The organism is Pseudomonas sp. PHC1, assembly GCF_046487845.1.
In the GTDB taxonomy this organism is placed as follows: Bacteria; Pseudomonadota; Gammaproteobacteria; order Pseudomonadales; family Pseudomonadaceae; genus Aquipseudomonas; species Aquipseudomonas sputi.
In genome coordinates this window covers 341,088-358,135 of record NZ_JBJXHJ010000002.1, presented here as the reverse complement: position 1 = coordinate 358,135, position 17,048 = coordinate 341,088, and the positions used below count along the sequence as shown (strand labels likewise).

At 59.8% G+C, this 17,048-nt stretch carries 16 protein-coding genes; 14 read left to right on the top strand and 2 right to left on the bottom strand.

What is annotated here, in order from left to right; all coding sequences use genetic code 11:
- Positions 1-322: 322 nt before the first annotated feature.
- The 8 genes from ACKJSM_RS04215 (at position 323) to ACKJSM_RS04180 (ending at position 7,550) form a co-directional block, all read left to right on the top strand.
- Positions 323-1,669 (top strand): OprD family porin, encoded by a 1,347-nt coding sequence (locus tag ACKJSM_RS04215; protein WP_410236697.1) that lies wholly within the window; start codon positions 323-325, stop codon positions 1,667-1,669.
- Between the two features lie 294 nt (positions 1,670-1,963).
- A complete protein-coding gene (locus tag ACKJSM_RS04210) occupies positions 1,964-2,602 on the top strand; it encodes a peroxiredoxin (protein WP_410236695.1) in 639 nt (212 codons plus the stop codon).
- Positions 2,603-2,889: 287 nt separating this feature from the next.
- Positions 2,890-3,483 carry an NADPH-dependent FMN reductase gene (gene ssuE / locus ACKJSM_RS04205; RefSeq protein WP_410236694.1) on the top strand — a complete coding sequence of 198 codons (594 nt, stop codon included), beginning with the start codon at positions 2,890-2,892 and terminating at the stop codon, positions 3,481-3,483.
- Between the two features lie 89 nt (positions 3,484-3,572).
- Positions 3,573-4,538, top strand: a complete 966-nt coding sequence (locus tag ACKJSM_RS04200) for a sulfonate ABC transporter substrate-binding protein (RefSeq protein ID WP_410236692.1) — start codon at positions 3,573-3,575, stop codon at positions 4,536-4,538.
- 25 nt (positions 4,539-4,563) lie between these two features.
- The gene (gene ssuD / locus ACKJSM_RS04195) at positions 4,564-5,712 is read left to right on the top strand and encodes an FMNH2-dependent alkanesulfonate monooxygenase (protein WP_236178756.1); all 1,149 of its coding nucleotides are present in this window, start codon (positions 4,564-4,566) and stop codon (positions 5,710-5,712) included.
- A gap of 9 nt (positions 5,713-5,721) precedes the next feature.
- Positions 5,722-6,504 (top strand): aliphatic sulfonate ABC transporter permease SsuC, encoded by a 783-nt coding sequence (ssuC, locus tag ACKJSM_RS04190; RefSeq protein WP_236178757.1) that lies wholly within the window; start codon positions 5,722-5,724, stop codon positions 6,502-6,504.
- Complete coding sequence (gene ssuB / locus ACKJSM_RS04185; RefSeq protein ID WP_410236690.1) at positions 6,501-7,307, top strand: aliphatic sulfonates ABC transporter ATP-binding protein; 807 nt, start codon at positions 6,501-6,503, stop codon at positions 7,305-7,307. The genes ssuC and ssuB overlap by 4 nt, the downstream gene beginning before the upstream one ends.
- Positions 7,308-7,334: 27 nt before the next feature.
- Positions 7,335-7,550, top strand: coding sequence for a molybdopterin-binding protein (locus ACKJSM_RS04180; protein WP_007953520.1), 216 nt, complete (start codon positions 7,335-7,337; stop codon positions 7,548-7,550).
- A gap of 70 nt (positions 7,551-7,620) precedes the next feature.
- Here ACKJSM_RS04180 and ACKJSM_RS04175 read toward each other — a convergent pair whose 3' ends face one another.
- The gene (locus ACKJSM_RS04175) at positions 7,621-8,247 is read right to left on the bottom strand and encodes a TetR/AcrR family transcriptional regulator (RefSeq protein ID WP_007953517.1); all 627 of its coding nucleotides are present in this window, start codon (positions 8,245-8,247) and stop codon (positions 7,621-7,623) included.
- A 118-nt stretch (positions 8,248-8,365) separates the two neighbouring features.
- A complete protein-coding gene (locus ACKJSM_RS04170) occupies positions 8,366-9,742 on the bottom strand; it encodes a glutamine synthetase family protein (protein ID WP_011336449.1) in 1,377 nt (458 codons plus the stop codon).
- A gap of 278 nt (positions 9,743-10,020) precedes the next feature.
- Here ACKJSM_RS04170 and ACKJSM_RS04165 point away from each other — a divergent pair, with 278 nt between their 5' ends.
- From ACKJSM_RS04165 to ACKJSM_RS04140, 6 genes are all read left to right on the top strand, one after another.
- Positions 10,021-10,377 carry a glutamine amidotransferase gene (locus ACKJSM_RS04165; protein WP_236178760.1) on the top strand — a complete coding sequence of 119 codons (357 nt, stop codon included), beginning with the start codon at positions 10,021-10,023 and terminating at the stop codon, positions 10,375-10,377.
- A gap of 94 nt (positions 10,378-10,471) precedes the next feature.
- Positions 10,472-11,830 carry a glutamine synthetase family protein gene (locus ACKJSM_RS04160; RefSeq protein ID WP_007953514.1) on the top strand — a complete coding sequence of 453 codons (1,359 nt, stop codon included), beginning with the start codon at positions 10,472-10,474 and terminating at the stop codon, positions 11,828-11,830.
- Between the two features lie 56 nt (positions 11,831-11,886).
- The gene (locus tag ACKJSM_RS04155; RefSeq protein WP_236178761.1) at positions 11,887-13,251 is read left to right on the top strand and encodes an aspartate aminotransferase family protein; all 1,365 of its coding nucleotides are present in this window, start codon (positions 11,887-11,889) and stop codon (positions 13,249-13,251) included.
- A gap of 172 nt (positions 13,252-13,423) precedes the next feature.
- Positions 13,424-14,536, top strand: coding sequence for a polyamine ABC transporter substrate-binding protein (locus ACKJSM_RS04150; RefSeq protein ID WP_236178762.1), 1,113 nt, complete (start codon positions 13,424-13,426; stop codon positions 14,534-14,536).
- Positions 14,537-14,723: 187 nt separating this feature from the next.
- On the top strand, positions 14,724-15,821 hold the full coding sequence (locus ACKJSM_RS04145) for a polyamine ABC transporter substrate-binding protein (RefSeq protein ID WP_276574204.1): 1,098 nt from the start codon (positions 14,724-14,726) through the stop codon (positions 15,819-15,821).
- Between the two features lie 73 nt (positions 15,822-15,894).
- Entirely contained in the window at positions 15,895-17,037 is a 1,143-nt protein-coding gene (locus tag ACKJSM_RS04140; protein WP_007953506.1) for an ABC transporter ATP-binding protein, read from the top strand.
- Positions 17,038-17,048 lie beyond the last annotated feature (11 nt).

Below are 17,048 nucleotides of genomic sequence, written 5' to 3'. Positions count from 1 at the left end.
TATTCTTTTTGATTTTTATGCTGGGGTCTAAAGTGAGTCCGTCCGGAGCCGGTGATCTGCCCGGTTTTTTGGCAATTTTGTCCCTCGACAATCCTGATGTTCAGGAATCGGCGCTTCAGCCGATACCTCGGATCGGTGGTGCGTTTGCATATGCCCTAACGCTATGAAAAAGGGTTGAACAATTCTTTTTGGGATTATGCAGGGGTATTCTTCCGCGGCTTTGGCTGGGGGGTAAACGGCCAGCCGCGAATTACACGTTGAGGATTGCGGACAATCGATCCGCAACCGCCAACAAAAGAACTAGAAACGATAGGAGCGATACATGAACAAGTCCACCTTGGCCCTGGCCGTGGCCGTAGGGGTTTTGGCGCAGCAGGCAGGCGCCGCCGGTTTCATCGAAGACAGCAAGGCCACCCTGGGGCTGCGTAACTTCTACATCAATAACGATAACCGTGATTCTGGTGCTCACTCCACCCAGAGCAAAGCTGAAGAATGGGGCCAAGGCTTCGATCTGCGCTACATCTCCGGTTACACCCAAGGTACCGTCGGTTTCGGTATCGATGCCATCGGCCTGTTGGGCGTGCGTCTGGATTCGGGTGGCGGCACCAATGGGGCAACCAGCAGCACGTCGTACGGCGGCACGGTTTTCCCAAGTGAGTCCAATGGCAAAGCGGTTAACAACTTCTCCAGCCTGGGCCTGACTGCCAAAGCCAAGATCTCCCAGACTGAACTGAAGCTCGGCACCCTGCAGCCAAAGCTGCCAGTCATCGTGACCAACGATGGCCGTCTGCTGCCGCAAACCTTTCAAGGTGGCCAGATCACGTCCAACGAGATCAAAGACCTGACGCTGATTGGCGGTCAGATCGAAGCTGTGAAGGGGCGTAACTCCAGCAATAACGAGAACATGGCCATTGGCGGTGCAAGTGCTCGTACGGCTAACAGCAACAAGTTCATCTACGCCGGTGGTGATTACAAAATCACCAAAGACCTGACTGCCCAGTACTACTATGGCAATCTGGAAGACTTCTACAAACAGCACTTCCTGGGCCTGGTACACAACTGGGCCATCGGCCCGGGCGTATTGAAGTCTGACTTCCGTTACTTCAACAGCTCCGATGACGGGTTGAATGGCCACGACTCGGCTTATTTCAGTAACGGTAACTACACCGGTTTCAATGCGGGTAAGGGCAAAGTCGACAACAACCTTTACAGCGGCTTGTTCCTGTATAGCGTTGAAGGTCATACCTTCGGTGGCGGCTACCAGGTCAGCAACGGCAGCAGTGACTTCCCTTGGCTGAACCAGGGTGATGGTTCCTCGGCTTACATCACCACCGACATGCAGATCGCCAAGTTTGCCCGTGCTGGCGAACGTACGTGGCAGGCTCGCTACTCCTATGACTTCGCCAAGGTTGGCGTGCCTGGCCTGACCGCGGGTGTGGTTTACCTGCGTGGCGATAATATCGACACCGTGGGTAAAAATGGCCGTGAAAACGGCCATGGCAACTCCGAGTGGGAACGTGACCTGACCATCGGTTACGTCGTACCGCAAGGTCCGCTGAAAAACGTTGGCGTGATGTGGAAAAACGCTATGTGGCGCAACGACATCCCAGGTCAGCGTGACCAGGACGAAAACCGCCTGATCGTCAGCTACTCGATCCCGCTGCTGTAATAGCGCGCTCCTGCACTGATGTAAAAAAGCCCCGTCCGGCATTGCGCCGGACGGGGCTTTTGCGTTTTCGGGTCCGGCTCACCCCCGTAAGCCTTTCCCGATGTTCCCCTCTTTACAGCAACTCAAGGCCTTCTCGAACCTTGAGGGCGATGTTCGTCGCGATGCTGCGGGGCGTCCAGTGAACAGAAGTTTAATATTCAATATGGATATAAATATCTAGTTATTTATTCTTTTTCAGAAGAACGAATCCCGAGCTACAGTTGAGGTCTCCAACCTCTTATCAGGAGCCGCACCATGAGCCTCAGACTTGGCGATATCGCCCCCGATTTCGAACAGGATTCCAGCGCCGGCAAGATTCGTTTCCACGAATGGCTGGGCGATAGCTGGGGCGTGCTGTTTTCCCACCCGGCGGATTTCACCCCGGTGTGCACCACCGAACTGGGCTTCACCGCCAAGCTCAAGGACGAGTTCACCAAGCGCGGCGTGAAGGTCATCGCACTGTCGGTCGACCCGGTGGACTCGCATCACAAGTGGATCGAGGACATCAACGAAACCCAGAACACCATCGTCAACTTCCCGATCCTGGCCGATGCCGATCGCAAGGTGTCTGATCTGTACGATCTGATTCACCCGAACGCCAACGACACCCTGACCGTGCGTTCGCTGTTCGTGATCGATCCGAACAAGAAGATCCGCCTGACCATCACTTATCCGGCCAGCACCGGTCGCAACTTCCACGAGATTTTGCGGGTGATCGATTCGCTGCAGCTCACCGACAACTACAAGGTGGCCACACCGGCCAACTGGCAGGACGGTGAAGAAGTGGTGATCGTGCCGTCGCTCAAGGACGAAGACGAAATCAAGCAGCGCTTTCCCAAGGGTTACCGCGCGGTGAAACCGTACCTGCGCCTGACCCCACAGCCGAACAAATAACCTTACCGGGCACATCTCGTTGCAGATCGTTCCCACGCGGACGGTTCGACGCCTCGACGTGGGAACGATCAGTCAGGGAGCGATCAGTACACACCACGATGCAGGGTTTCAGGCCGCTTTGACGGCCTGTTTTTTTTGCCGCAGGAAAGTGAAATGTATATCTCCATAAAGAATAACCAAATGAATAAATATGATTTATAGATATATAAATCAGCTGGTAAGGTCACCGACATCGAAGCGAGATCGCAACCCGCGAATCGCCTGTAACGCGCAAAGGAATCGTCTGAATGCTGGTCGTCTCACTCGGTGGCAGTCCCAGTCAACGTTCTCGCTCCGGGGTGTTGCTGGAGCGCTCCCAACGCTGGTTACAGCAGCAAGGGGTGGAAGTGGTGAGTTATCAGGTGCGGGACTTCCCGGCCGAAGACCTGCTCCACGCCCGCTTCGACAGCCCGAAGGTGCTCGACCTGCTGCAACAGATTGAAAACGCCGATGGCCTGCTGATCGCCACGCCGGTGTACAAGGCGTCGTTTTCCGGCGCCCTGAAGACCGTGCTGGATCTGCTGCCCGAGCGTGCGCTGAACCACAAGATTGTTTTGCCGATGGCCACCGGCGGCAGCATCGCCCACATGCTGGTGGTCGATTACGCGCTCAAGCCGGTGCTGTCGGCGTTGAAGGCCCAGGAAATGCTGCAAGGGATTTTTGCCGAGGACAGCCAGATCGCCTACGGCGAAGGCAGTGCCCAGGCGCAGTTGGCACCGGCACTGGAGCAGCGGCTGCATGAGGCGCTGGACCAGTTTGTCAGCGCCATGGCCCGCCGGCCCAAGCCGCTGGAACCGGGCGTGTTGAACGAACGTTTGTTGAGTGCTCGCTGGAGCATTTGAGCCACACCGAAACTTGAAGTACTCACCTTACTCAGCCGCCAACGGCCAAGCAGGTGCAGCCTAAACCCAACAGCAAAAAGGAGAGCGCTATGCGCACTGTATTTTTGCGTCGTGGTCTGGTCGCTCTGTTTGCTGCGGCTGTGTCCTTCGGCGCCATCACTCAAGCTCAGGCCGAGACGCTACGAATCGGTTATCAGAAGTACGGCACTTTGGTGCTGCTCAAAGCCAAGGGCACCCTGGAAAAACGTCTCGCCGCCCAAGGCGTCGACGTGCAATGGACTGAATTCCCCGGCGGCCCGCAACTGCTCGAAGGCCTGAACGTCGGCTCGATCGACTTCGGCGTCACCGGCGAAACCCCGCCGGTCTTCGCCCAGGCAGCCGGCGCTGATCTGCTCTACGTCGCTTACGAGCCACCAGCGCCGAACAGCGAAGCGATCCTCGTGCCGAAAGACTCGCCGATCAAATCGGTGGCGGATCTCAAGGGCAAGAAAGTCGCCCTGAACAAAGGCTCCAACGTCCACTACCTGCTGGTGCGTGCGCTGCAAGACGCCGGCCTCAAGTACACCGACATTCAAACCGTATTCCTGCCGCCGGCCGATGCCCGCGCCGCGTTCGAGCGTGGCAGTGTCGACGCCTGGGTCATCTGGGACCCGTACCAGGCCGCTGCCGAGAAACAGTTGCAAGCGCACACCCTGCGTGACGGCAAAGGCATCGTCGATAACCACCAGTTCTACTTGGCGACCAAACCCTACGCACAGAAAAATCCCGAGGTGATCAAGACCCTCGTGGAAGAAGTGCGCGCCGTCGGCGAGTGGTCCAAGGCCAATCCGCAAGACGTGACCCAACAGGTGTCGCCGCTGCTCGGCCTGCCGGCAGACATCACCCTGACTTCGGTGAAACGCCAGGGCTACGGCGCGCTGTTCCTGACCCCGGAAGTGGTCGCCGCGCAACAGAAAATCGCCGACACCTTCTACCAGCTCAAGCTGATTCCCAAGCCGTTGAGCATCAAGGATGTGATCTGGACCCCACCGGCCGCTGTGGCCAAGGCGCAGTAATTCGAATCCCCAAGGAGACCACTCCATGAGCCTCAACATTTTCTGGTTCCTGCCTACCCACGGCGACGGCCATTACCTTGGCACCGCCGAAGGCGCCCGCGCCGTCGACCACGGCTATCTGCAACAGGTCGCGCAAGCGGCGGATCGACTGGGTTTCGGCGGCGTGCTGATTCCCACCGGCCGTTCCTGCGAGGACTCGTGGCTGGTGGCGGCATCGTTGATCCCGGTGACCCAGCGTCTGAAATTCCTTGTCGCCCTGCGCCCCGGGATCATTTCCCCGACGGTGGCGGCGCGTCAGGCGGCGACCCTGGATCGTCTGTCCGGCGGTCGTGCACTGTTCAACCTGGTGACCGGTGGCGATCCGGAAGAGTTGGCCGGCGACGGCCTGTTCCTCGATCACGAAGCGCGCTATCAGGCCTCGGTGGAATTCACCCGGATCTGGCGTCGGGTGCTGGAAGGTGAAACCGTGGATTACGACGGCGAGCACATCAGCGTGAAGGGCGCCAAATTGCTCTATCCGCCGATCCAGCAACCGCGTCCGCCGCTGTACTTCGGTGGCTCGTCGGAAGCGGCCCAGGATCTGGCCGCCGAACAAGTGGAAATGGTCCTGACCTGGGGCGAGCCGCCCGCAGCCGTCGCCGAGAAAATCGAACAGGTGCGCGCCAAGGCCGCCAGGCTCGGGCGCACCGTGCGCTTCGGCATTCGCCTGCATGTGATCGTGCGGGAAACCAATGCTGAAGCCTGGCAAGCGGCGGATCGCCTGATCTCGCACCTGGACGACGACACCATCAAGCGTGCCCAGGCTTCGCTGGCGCGGTTCGATTCGGTCGGCCAGCAACGCATGGCCGCGCTGCACGGTGGCAGCCGCGACAACCTCGAAGTCAGCCCGAACCTGTGGGCCGGCGTCGGCCTGGTGCGCGGCGGTGCCGGTACCGCGTTGGTCGGCGACGGCCCGACCGTGGCGGCGCGCGTGAAGGAATACGCGGATCTGGGCATCGATACCTTCATCTTCTCCGGTTATCCACACCTCGAAGAATCGTATCGGGTGGCTGAACTGCTGTTCCCGCACCTCGATGTCGAGCGTCCGGAATTGCCGAAAAGCGCCGGTTACGTCAGCCCGTTCGGCGAGATGGTGGCCAACGACATTCTTCCCAAAGCCGCGTCCCAGAGCTGAGGCGCCGCCATGAAGAAACTTATCCACAGCCTCGCGCCCTGGGCGTTGCCGGTGTTGTTGCTGGCGGTGTGGCAGTTGTCGGTGTCGGCGGGCTGGTTGTCGACGCGGATTCTGCCGGCGCCGATAGCGGTGATCGAAGCCGGTGTGAGCCTGGTGCGCAGCGGTGAAATCTGGACGCACCTGGCGATCAGCGGCTGGCGCGCCGCGCTGGGCTTCACCATCGGTGGCAGCATCGGTCTGGTGCTGGGGTTCATCACCGGCCTGTCGAAGTGGGGCGAACGCCTGCTCGACAGCTCGGTGCAGATGATCCGCAACGTGCCACACCTGGCGCTGATTCCGCTGGTGATCCTGTGGTTCGGCATCGACGAGTCGGCGAAGATTTTCCTGGTGGCATTGGGCACGTTGTTCCCGATTTACCTCAACACCTATCACGGCATCCGCAACGTCGACTCGGCGCTGGTTGAAATGGCCCGCAGTTATGGCCTGTCCGGTTTCAGCCTGTTCTGGCAGGTGATTCTGCCGGGCGCGCTGCCTTCGATTCTGGTCGGCGTGCGCTTCGCCCTGGGCTTCATGTGGCTGACGCTGATCGTCGCGGAGACCATCTCCGCCAGCTCCGGCATCGGTTACCTGGCGATGAACGCCCGGGAGTTCCTGCAGACCGACGTGGTGGTGCTGGCGATTCTGCTGTACGCGGTGCTCGGCAAACTGGCCGACCTCGCGGCCCGTGGACTTGAACGTGTGTGGCTGCGCTGGCATCCGGCGTATCAAGTGGCGAAAGGAGGTGCGGCATGACCGCTCAACAACCGCCACGCCTGCTGCGCGGGATTCCGCTGGCGGTGCACAACCTGCAAAAGACCTTCGGCTCCCGGCAGGTGTTGCGGGGCATCGATCTGCACATTCCGGCGGGGCAGTTTGTCGCCGTGGTCGGGCGCAGCGGATGCGGCAAAAGCACGTTACTGCGCTTGCTCGCCGGCCTCGATCAACCCTCCGGCGGCGACTTGCTCGCCGGTGCCGCACCGCTCAGCGATGCGCGGGATGACACCCGGTTGATGTTCCAGGAAGCGCGGCTGCTGCCGTGGAAAAAGATCATCGACAACGTCGGTCTCGGCCTCAAGGGCGACTGGCGCCCGCAAGCCTTGCAGGCATTGGATGCGGTGGGCCTGGCGGATCGCGCCCATGAATGGCCGGCAGCGTTGTCCGGCGGGCAGAAGCAGCGTGTGGCGCTGGCCCGGGCGTTGATCCATCAGCCGCGTCTGCTGTTGCTCGACGAGCCGCTGGGCGCGCTGGATGCGCTGACCCGGATCGAGATGCAGCAACTGATCGAACGTCTCTGGCAACAGCATGGCTTCACCGTGTTGCTGGTAACCCACGACGTCAGCGAGGCGGTGGCGATTGCCGACCGGGTGATTCTGATCGAGGACGGCAAAGTCGGCCTCGACCTGCCAGTGGAGCTGCCGCGCCCGCGGGTGCGTGGCTCTCATCGTCTGGCTGCGCTGGAAACCGAAGTGCTCAACCGTGTGTTGTCCCTGCCCGGCGAGCCGCCGGCGCCGGAACCCGTATCACCCTTGCCTACGCAACTGCGTTGGGCTCAATAACTCAAGCAAACGACAGGAATCAATGCCATGACTATCAAAGCCATCAACGTACGCAACCAGTTCAAAGGCGCGATCAAGGAGATCGTTCTCGGCGACGTACTGTCGGAAATCGACGTGCAGACCGCGTCCGGCATCGTTACTTCGGTGATCACCACCCGTTCGGTCAAGGAGCTGGAACTGGAGGTCGGCAGCGAAGTGATCGCCTTCGTGAAATCCACCGAGGTGTCCATCGCCAAGTTGTAAGGGCGTGGGACAAAAACAACCCCGAAGGGCGTGAGCCCTTCGGGGTTTTTTATTGATCGCTGATCGTGTCTCAGCGCTTGGGCAGATACGGTGGCAGATACAGCCCGATATAGGCATCGAACACCCGCATGCCTTCCTCGGCCATGCGCGGGGTGATCTGACCGTGCTGCTGCACCGAGCGGGCGTAGACGCGGTCGCCCAGTTCCATGGCCAGCGCGAACACATCGACGTCATCCGGCAGGCGCGGCAGTTCGAAGTGATGGTCGAACAACTTGTGCATCAGGTCGCCGAGTTCGAGGTCGTGCTGACGGTCGGCCTGGGTGACTTCGGTGAGGCCGTGCTGCGCGAGGATCAGTTGGCGGGCGGCGGCATCCTCGCCGTAGATTTCCAGCATCCGTTCTTCGACCAGTCGTGACAGGTCGCGCCAGTCGCGCAGGGCATCGTGATCGATCGGCGCTTGCAGACAGGCGCGAAAGGCTGCGTGCACATCTGCGGTGAGCGCTTCGAGCAACGCCGGGACGCTGGCGAAGAAGTGATAGACCGAGGAGGGCGGAATCTGCGCGCGCTCGGCCACGCTGTAGATCGACAGGCTCGCCACACCCTCGGCGGCCAGCAGCGTGCGCGCGGCGTCGAGTATCGAATCGATCCGCGCCTGACTGCGGGCACGGGGTTTGCGGACGGGGGCGGGGCGCGTCATGAAAGTCTCCTGCGGGGCAGCGAGCATTGTACGCAGAGCTTGAATGTCTGCCACAGAGGCCAATAAAAAAACGCCGCTGGCTGAGAAGCCAACGGCGTTTTCCTTTGCTGCAGTCCGCTTAAACGGTATGCAGATACCAGTTGTACTCGAGGTCGGAGATGGAGTGTTCGAACTCCTCCAGCTCGCTCTCTTTACAGGCGACGAAGATATCGATGTATTTCGGATCGATGTACTTGGCCATCACCTCGCTGTCGTCCAGCTCGCGCAGGGCATCGCGCAAGTTGTTCGGCAGGCTCTGCTCGTTCTGCTCGTAGCTGTTGCCTTCGGTCGGAGCCGGTGGCTCGATCTTGTTGGTCAGACCGTGGTGCACGCCCGCCAGCACCGATGCCATCAGCAGGTACGGGTTGGCGTCGGCGCCGGCCACGCGGTGTTCCAGACGGACCGCGTCGGCGGAGCCGGTCGGTACGCGCAGGGCCACGGTGCGGTTGTCCAGGCCCCAGCTCGGCGAGTTCGGCACGTAGAACTGTGCGCCGAAACGACGGTAGGAGTTGACGTTCGGGCAGAGGAAAGCCATCTGCGCGGGCAGGGTCTCGAGCACACCGCCGATCGCGTGACGCAGCGCGGCGTTCTGCTCGGGATCCTCGCTGGCAAAAATGTTTTTGCCTTCTTTGTCGAGAACCGAAATGTGGACGTGCAGACCGTTGCCTGCCTGGCCCGGATACGGCTTGGCCATGAAGGTGGTGTCCATTTCATGGTCGTAGGCGATGTTCTTGATCAGACGCTTGAGCAGGACCGCGTAATCGCATGCCTTGATCGGGTCAGCGACGTGGTGCAGGTTCACTTCGAACTGCGCCGGGGCACTTTCCTTGACGATGGCGTCGGCCGGGATGCCCTGCTCTTTGGCGCCTTCCAGAATGTCCTGGAGGCAGTCGACGTATTCGTCGAGGTCGTCGATCAGGTAAACCTGGGTCGAATGCGGGCGTTTGCCGGAGATCGGCGAGCGTGGCGGCTGAGGGCGGCCGTTCACGTTTTCCTGGTCGATCAGGTAGAACTCGAGTTCGAACGCGGCGCAGATGGTCAGGCCGAGCTCGTCAAACTTTGCAACAACTTGACGGAGCACTTCGCGCGGGTCGGCGAAGAAAGGATCACCTTCGAGTTCGTGCATGGTCATCAACAGTTGCGCTGTCGGGCGCTTCTGCCATGGCTCGTTGCACAGGGTGTCGGGGATTGGATAGCAGATACGGTCGGCGTCGCCGATGTCCAGGCCCAGGCCGGTGCTTTCCACCGTGGAGCCATTGATATCCAGAGCAAATAGAGAGGCCGGCAGGTTGATGCCTTTCTCGTAAACCTTGTGGAGGCTGGTGCGTTCGATGCGCTTGCCGCGCACCACACCATTCATATCCGCAATCAGAAGGTCAACGTACAGAACCTCAGGATGTTCCTTAAGGAACGCGTTCGCTTCGTTAAGCTGAACGGCACGCGGGGGTACCGACATGATGCAACACCTTTGTTGTTAAAAATATCAATCATTGATCTTTTCTGGTTTCAGTCAACCCGAACGGCCTGCCGAAGTCAAGCGAGGCCTTTTGTGCCCTGAAAAAGCGCCGCGAGGGCATTTATGGGGCACTTTGGGGCATTTTTTTAGCCGTGAAGGACGCGCCACCCGCAGGCTTGAGCAGGCCGTGTTGTATTTTTTACGGGGGTGTTGTGTAAAAAAATGAACAAGGCTAAGCTCGGATCAAACCCATAACAGCAATAATACCGGGGTGCTTCATGTCTCGCCTGCCGTTAATCGGCGTCACCGACTGCTCTTTGCAGCCCGGTCTGCATGCTTATCACATCAGTGGCGACACGTCCGTCCGCAGCGTGGCCAGCAAGGCCTGCAACGTGTCAGCGATCTCCAGATCCATGGCAGATCGAGTGGCAGCGTCCGATATTCTGGACGTGTGCGAGGGCATCCTCTTCAGCGTTTCTCCTTTCAATATAGATCTCTTTCCCGATCCCGGCCTGCACCGCGTCCGTCGCCGTGCCCGTGATTCTGCACGCCCGGGATGTGCACAGGAAATGCAACGCCAGCGTAAAGGGCAGGTAAGCTCCTCTTTCATTGTCTATGCGCGGTGCCGGGCGTAAGCCGGCACTGCGCGCAAGCAAGGCCCTTTAACGCGACGCCAGGTGCGTCAAACATTGCCTGACATCTGTCAGGAGACTCAGCCCAGAGGCATTTATGAGTAACAACCTCGACCAGCTCACCGATTGGTTGAAAGACCACAAGATCACAGAAGTCGAATGCATGATCGGCGACTTGACCGGCATCACCCGGGGCAAGATCTCGCCGACCAACAAGTTCATCGCCGAAAAAGGCATGCGCCTGCCAGAGAGCGTTCTGTTGCAGACCGTGACCGGCGACTACGTCGAAGACGACATCTATTACGAACTGCTCGACCCGGCCGACATCGACATGATCTGCCGTCCCGACCAGAACGCCGTGTACCTGGTGCCGTGGGCCATCGAGCCGACCGCCCAGGTGATCCACGACACCTACGACAAGCAAGGCAACCCGATCGAGCTGTCGCCGCGCAACGTCCTCAAGAAAGTCCTGAAACTCTACGCCGACAAGGGCTGGCAGCCGATCGTGGCGCCGGAAATGGAGTTCTACCTGACCAAGCGCAGTGACGACCCCGACTATCCGCTGCAGCCGCCAGTCGGCCGTTCCGGGCGTCCGGAGATTGGTCGTCAGTCGTTTTCCATCGAAGCGGCGAACGAATTCGATCCGCTGTTCGAAGACGTCTACGACTGGTGCGAATTGCAGGAGCTGGACCTCGACACGCTGATCCACGAAGACGGCACCGCGCAGATGGAAATCAACTTCCGTCACGGCGATGCGCTGTCGCTGGCCGACCAGATTCTGGTGTTCAAACGCACCATGCGCGAGGCCGCGCTCAAGCACAACGTGGCCGCCACCTTCATGGCCAAGCCGATGACCGGCGAGCCGGGCAGTGCGATGCACCTGCACCAGAGCATCATCGACATCGAGACCGGCAAGAACGTGTTCTCCAACGAAGACGGGACCATGAGCCAGCTGTTCCTGCACCACATCGGTGGTTTGCAGAAACTGATCCCGGAATTGCTGCCGCTGTTCGCACCGAACGTCAACTCGTTCCGCCGCTTCCTGCCGGACACCTCGGCACCGGTGAACGTGGAGTGGGGCGAAGAAAACCGCACCGTGGGCCTGCGCGTTCCGGATGCCGGCCCGCAAAACCGTCGGGTGGAAAACCGTCTGCCGGGCGCCGACGCCAACCCGTACCTGGCGATTGCCGCAAGCCTGCTCTGTGGCTACATCGGCATGGTCGAAGGCATCAACCCGAGCGCGCCCGTGGTGGGCCGTGGTTACGAGCGCCGCAACCTGCGCCTGCCGCTGACCATCGAAGACGCGCTGGAGCGCATGGAAAACAGCGCGACCATCGAGAAATACCTGGGCAAGACCTTTATCACCGGCTACGTCGCGGTCAAGCGGGCCGAGCATGAAAACTTCAAGCGCGTGATCAGTTCGTGGGAGCGGGAATACCTGCTGTTCGCCGTCTGATGCGCCCGGCGCGGCGGTCGAACGCCGCGCCTTCACCGATAACAAGGAGAATTGGCATGACCAGCAACAACCCGCAAACCCGTGAGTGGCAAGCGCTCAGCAGCGATCACCACCTGGCCCCGTTCAGCGACTTCAAGCAGCTGAAAGAGAAAGGCCCGCGGATCATCACCAATGCCAAGGGCGTGTACCTCTGGGACAGTGAAGGCAACAAGATTCTCGACGGCATGGCCGGCCTGTGGTGCGTGGCGATCGGCTACGGTCGCGATGAACTGGCCGACGCCGCCGCCAAGCAGATGCGCGAACTGCCTTACTACAACCTGTTCTTTCAGACCGCCCACCCGCCGGCGCTGGAACTGGCCAAGGCCATAGCCGACGTGGCGCCGGAAGGCATGAACCACGTGTTCTTCACCGGTTCCGGCTCCGAAGGCAACGACACCATGCTGCGCATGGTTCGCCATTACTGGGCGATCAAGGGCCAGCCGAACAAGAAAGTCATCATCAGCCGCAAGAACGGCTATCACGGTTCCACCGTGGCCGGCGCGAGCCTGGGCGGCATGACTTACATGCACGAGCAGGGCGATTTGCCTATTCCGGGCATCGTCCACATCGCCCAGCCTTACTGGTTCGCCGAAGGCGGCGACATGACCCCGGATGAGTTCGGGATCTGGGCGGCCAATCAGCTGGAAGAAAAGATTCTGGAAGTCGGCGTGGACAACGTCGGTGCCTTTATTGCCGAGCCGATCCAGGGCGCCGGCGGGGTGATCATTCCGCCAGATACCTACTGGCCGCGCATCAAGGAGATCCTCGCCAAGTACGACATCCTGTTCGTGGCGGATGAAGTGATCTGCGGTTTCGGCCGTACCGGCGAGTGGTTCGGCAGCGACTTCTACGACCTCAAGCCACACATGATGACCATCGCCAAAGGCCTGACGTCCGGCTACATCCCGATGGGTGGCCTGATCGTGCGTGACGAAGTGGTGGCGGTGCTCAACGAGGGCGGTGATTTCAACCACGGCTTCACTTACTCCGGGCACCCGGTGGCGGCGGCGGTGGGTCTGGAAAACATCCGGATTCTGCGCGAAGAGAAAATCATCGAACGCGCTCATGAAGAAACGGCACCGTATTTGCAGAAACGTCTGCGCGAACTGAACGACCACCCGTTGGTGGGAGAAGTGCGCGGGGTCGGTCTGCTGGGGGCCATCGAGCTGGTGCAGGACAAGGCCACTCGCAAGCGTTACGAAGGCAAGGGTGTGGGCATGATCTGCCGCCAGTTCTGCTTCGACAACGGGCTGATCATGCGTGCCGTGGGCGACACCATGATCATCGCGCCGCCGCTGGTGATCAGCAAGGCGGAGATCGACGAGCTGGTTACAAAGGCACGCAAGTGTCTGGACCTGACCCTGAGTGCGCTGCAGGGCTAAGTGCTAGGCTCAGAGCGATGGAGCTGCTGCACTGTCGCTCGGAGCTGTCACAAAGGCTGGTCTTTTCTTGAAAGACCGCCTCGGATCTTGCCAGACTAGCCGCGGTTGCAGTTGTCCGGGTTCGGCCGCTGAACAAAGTGGTTCAAAAAAGAAAAATTTGGAGCATTAACGCATGAAGGCATTAGGCAAAAAGCTCGCTGGCAAGACTCTGCTCGCCATGTCCCTGATGGGCGTGATGGCGGGTGCGGTCCAGGCGGACGACAAGGTGTTGCACGTTTACAACTGGTCCGATTACATCGCGCCGGACACGGTTGCCAATTTCGAAAAAGAGACCGGCATCAAGGTCGTCTATGACGTTTTCGACAGCAACGAAACCCTGGAAGCCAAGCTGCTGGCCGGCAAGTCCGGTTACGACATCGTGGTGCCTTCCAACAACTTCCTGGCCAAGCAGATCAAGGCCGGCGTTTATCAGGAACTGGACAAGTCCAAGCTGACGAACTGGAAGAACCTCGACGAAGACCTGCTCAAGGCCGTTGGCGATGCCAGTGACCCGGGCAACAAGCACGCGTTCCCGTACATGTGGGGTTCGATCGGCATCGGCTACAACCCGGCGAAGGTCAAGGCTGCGCTGGGCATCGACAAGATCGATTCCTGGGACGTGGTGTTCAAGCCTGAAAACATCGAGAAGCTGAAAAGCTGCGGCGTGAGCTTCCTTGACGCGCCGACCGAAATGATTCCGGCGGCTCTGCACTATCTGGGCAAACCGACCAACAGCAAAGACAAGGCTGACCTGAAAGCCGCCGAGGACCTGTTCCTCAAAGTGCGTCCTTCGGTTGCCTACTTCCACTCCTCGAAGTACATCTCCGACCTGGCCAACGGCAACATCTGCGTGGCGGTCGGTTACTCGGGTGACCTGGAGCAATCCAAGACCCGCGCCAAGGAAGCCGGTGACAAGGTCAAACTGGCCTACACCATTCCGAAAGAAGGTGCCGGTACTTTCTACGACATGGTCGCCATTCCAAAGGATGCCGAAAACGTCGAAGCTGCCTACAAGTTCATGAACTACCTGCTCGATCCGAAAGTGATGGCCGAAATCACCAACGCCGTGCGTTTCCCGAACGGCAACAAGGCGGCCACCGCCCTGGTGGACAAGGAAATCACCAGCGATCCGAGCATCTACCCTTCGGCTGAAGTGAAGAAGCAGCTCTACGCGATCAGCGATCTGGACGCGGCCACCCTGCGTCTGATCACTCGCAGCTGGACCAAGATCAAATCCGGTAAATAAGCCGGTTTGAAGCAGCCATCGCTGGCCGTCGCCTTCACCTGGGCGGTCAGCGGTGCAATTAAATGACAGAAAGTTTTGCTGGAACGGTTTTTCGAAGGTAAGTTGCGCGCCGGTTTTGTTGCCGGGCAACCGTGACTGTCATGCAGCACGGGGCAACTTGGGCCCAACTCAATTAGAGGACCTCCACTTGCCTATTTTTTCTTCTTTGCGCAATGCCCTGCTGGCCGCTGCCGGCCTGACGTTCGCTGTCGGTGCCCATGCCGCCGGTACTGTGCATATTTATAACTGGTCGGATTACATCGGCGAGACCACTCTGGCCGATTTCCAGAAAGAAACCGGGATCAAGCCGGTCTACGACGTGTTCGACTCCAACGAAACCCTGGAAGGCAAACTGCTCGCCGGGCGTACCGGTTACGACGTGGTCGTGCCGTCGAACCACTTCCTCGGCAAGCAGATCAAGGCGGGCGCGTTCCAGAAGCTCGACAAGGCGCAGCTGCCGAACTACTCCAACCTCGATCCGGTGCTGCTCAAGCGCCTGGAACAGAACGATCCGGGCAACCTGTACGCCGTCCCGTACCTGTGGGGCACCAACGGCATCGGCTACAACGTCGACAAAGTGAAAGCCGTGCTCGGCATCGACAAGATCGACTCCTGGAGCGTGCTGTTCGAGCCGGAGAATATCAAGAAGCTGCACAGCTGCGGCGTGGCATTCCTCGATTCGGCCGATGAAATGATGCCGACCATGCTCAACTACATGGGCCTGAACGCCAACAGCACCAATCCCAAGGATTACGAGAAGGCCACGGCCAAGTTGCTGGCGGTGCGTCCTTACGTGACCTACTTCCATTCTTCGAAATACATCGGCGACCTGGCCAACGGCGACATCTGCGTGGCCATCGGTTTCTCCGGCGACATCTTCCAGGCGAAGAACCGCGCCGAAGAAGCCAAGAAAGGCGTGAACATCGCCTACTCGATCCCGAAGGAGGGCGGCGCGCTGTGGTTTGACATGCTGGCGATTCCGAAGGATTCGTCCAACGTCAAAGAGGCCCACGCCTTCATCAACTATTTGCTGAAACCTGAGGTGATCGCCCAGGTCAGTGATTACGTCGGTTACGCCAACCCCAACCCGGGTTCGGACAAGCTGATGGAGCAGTCCATCCGCACCGACGAGTCGGTTTATCCACCGCAGGCCGTGCTCGACAAGACCTACGTGTCGACCGAGCTGCCGCCGAACATTCAGCGTTTGATGACCCGCAGCTGGACCAAGGTCAAGTCGGGTAAATAGCGTCAACGTACAAACTATCCTGGGTTCGTCTTGCGTGGGCGGGCTGCACTCTTTTTTTCTGGGAGTTTCGTAAATGGCAGTTGCCTCCGGCGCCTATAAGAAAGCCCTCGAGGGCGACCAGACACCGAAACAGGTGTTGGTCAAAATCGACCGGGTCACGAAGAAGTTCGACGAGACGGTTGCCGTGGACGATGTGTCCCTGGAAATCAAGAAGGGCGAGATCTTCGCCCTGCTCGGCGGTTCGGGATCGGGCAAATCCACTCTGCTGCGGATGCTGGCAGGGTTCGAACGGCCCACGGAGGGGCGCATTTTCCTCGACGGCGTCGACATCACCGACATGCCGCCGTACGAGCGACCGATCAACATGATGTTCCAGTCCTACGCCCTGTTCCCGCACATGACCGTGGCGCAGAACATCGCCTTCGGCCTGCAACAGGACAAGATTCCCAAGGCCGAGATCGACGCCCGCGTGGCCGAGATGCTCAAACTGGTGCAGATGAGCCAGTACGCCAAGCGCAAGCCGCATCAGTTGTCCGGTGGCCAGCGGCAGCGTGTCGCGCTGGCGCGTTCGCTGGCCAAGCGGCCGAAACTGCTACTGCTCGACGAGCCGATGGGCGCCCTGGACAAGAAACTGCGTTCGCAGATGCAGCTGGAACTGGTGGAAATCATCGAGCGCGTGGGGGTGACCTGCGTGATGGTGACCCACGACCAGGAAGAGGCCATGACCATGGCCGAGCGCATCGCGATCATGCACCTGGGCTGGATTGCCCAGATCGGCAGCCCGATCGACATCTACGAAACCCCGACCAGCCGTCTGGTCTGCGAATTCATCGGTAACGTGAACATCTTCGAAGGCGAAGTGATCGACGACGCCGAAGGCCACGCGACCATCACCTGCAAGGATCTCGACCGGCAGATTTACGTCGGCCACGGCATCAGCACCTCGGTGCAGGACAAGTCCGTGACCTACGCGATCCGCCCGGAAAAACTGCTGGTCACCGCCGATCAGCCGACCTGCGAGTACAACTGGTCGAGCGGCAAGGTGCATGACATCGCCTACCTCGGCGGTCATTCGGTGTTCTACGTCGAATTGCCGAGCGGCAAGCTGGTGCAGTCGTTCGTGGCCAACGCCGAACGCCGTGGCGCACGTCCGACCTGGGGCGATCAGGTCTACGTGTGGTGGGAAGACGACAGCGGCGTGGTACTTCGCTCATGAACATGCGCAAA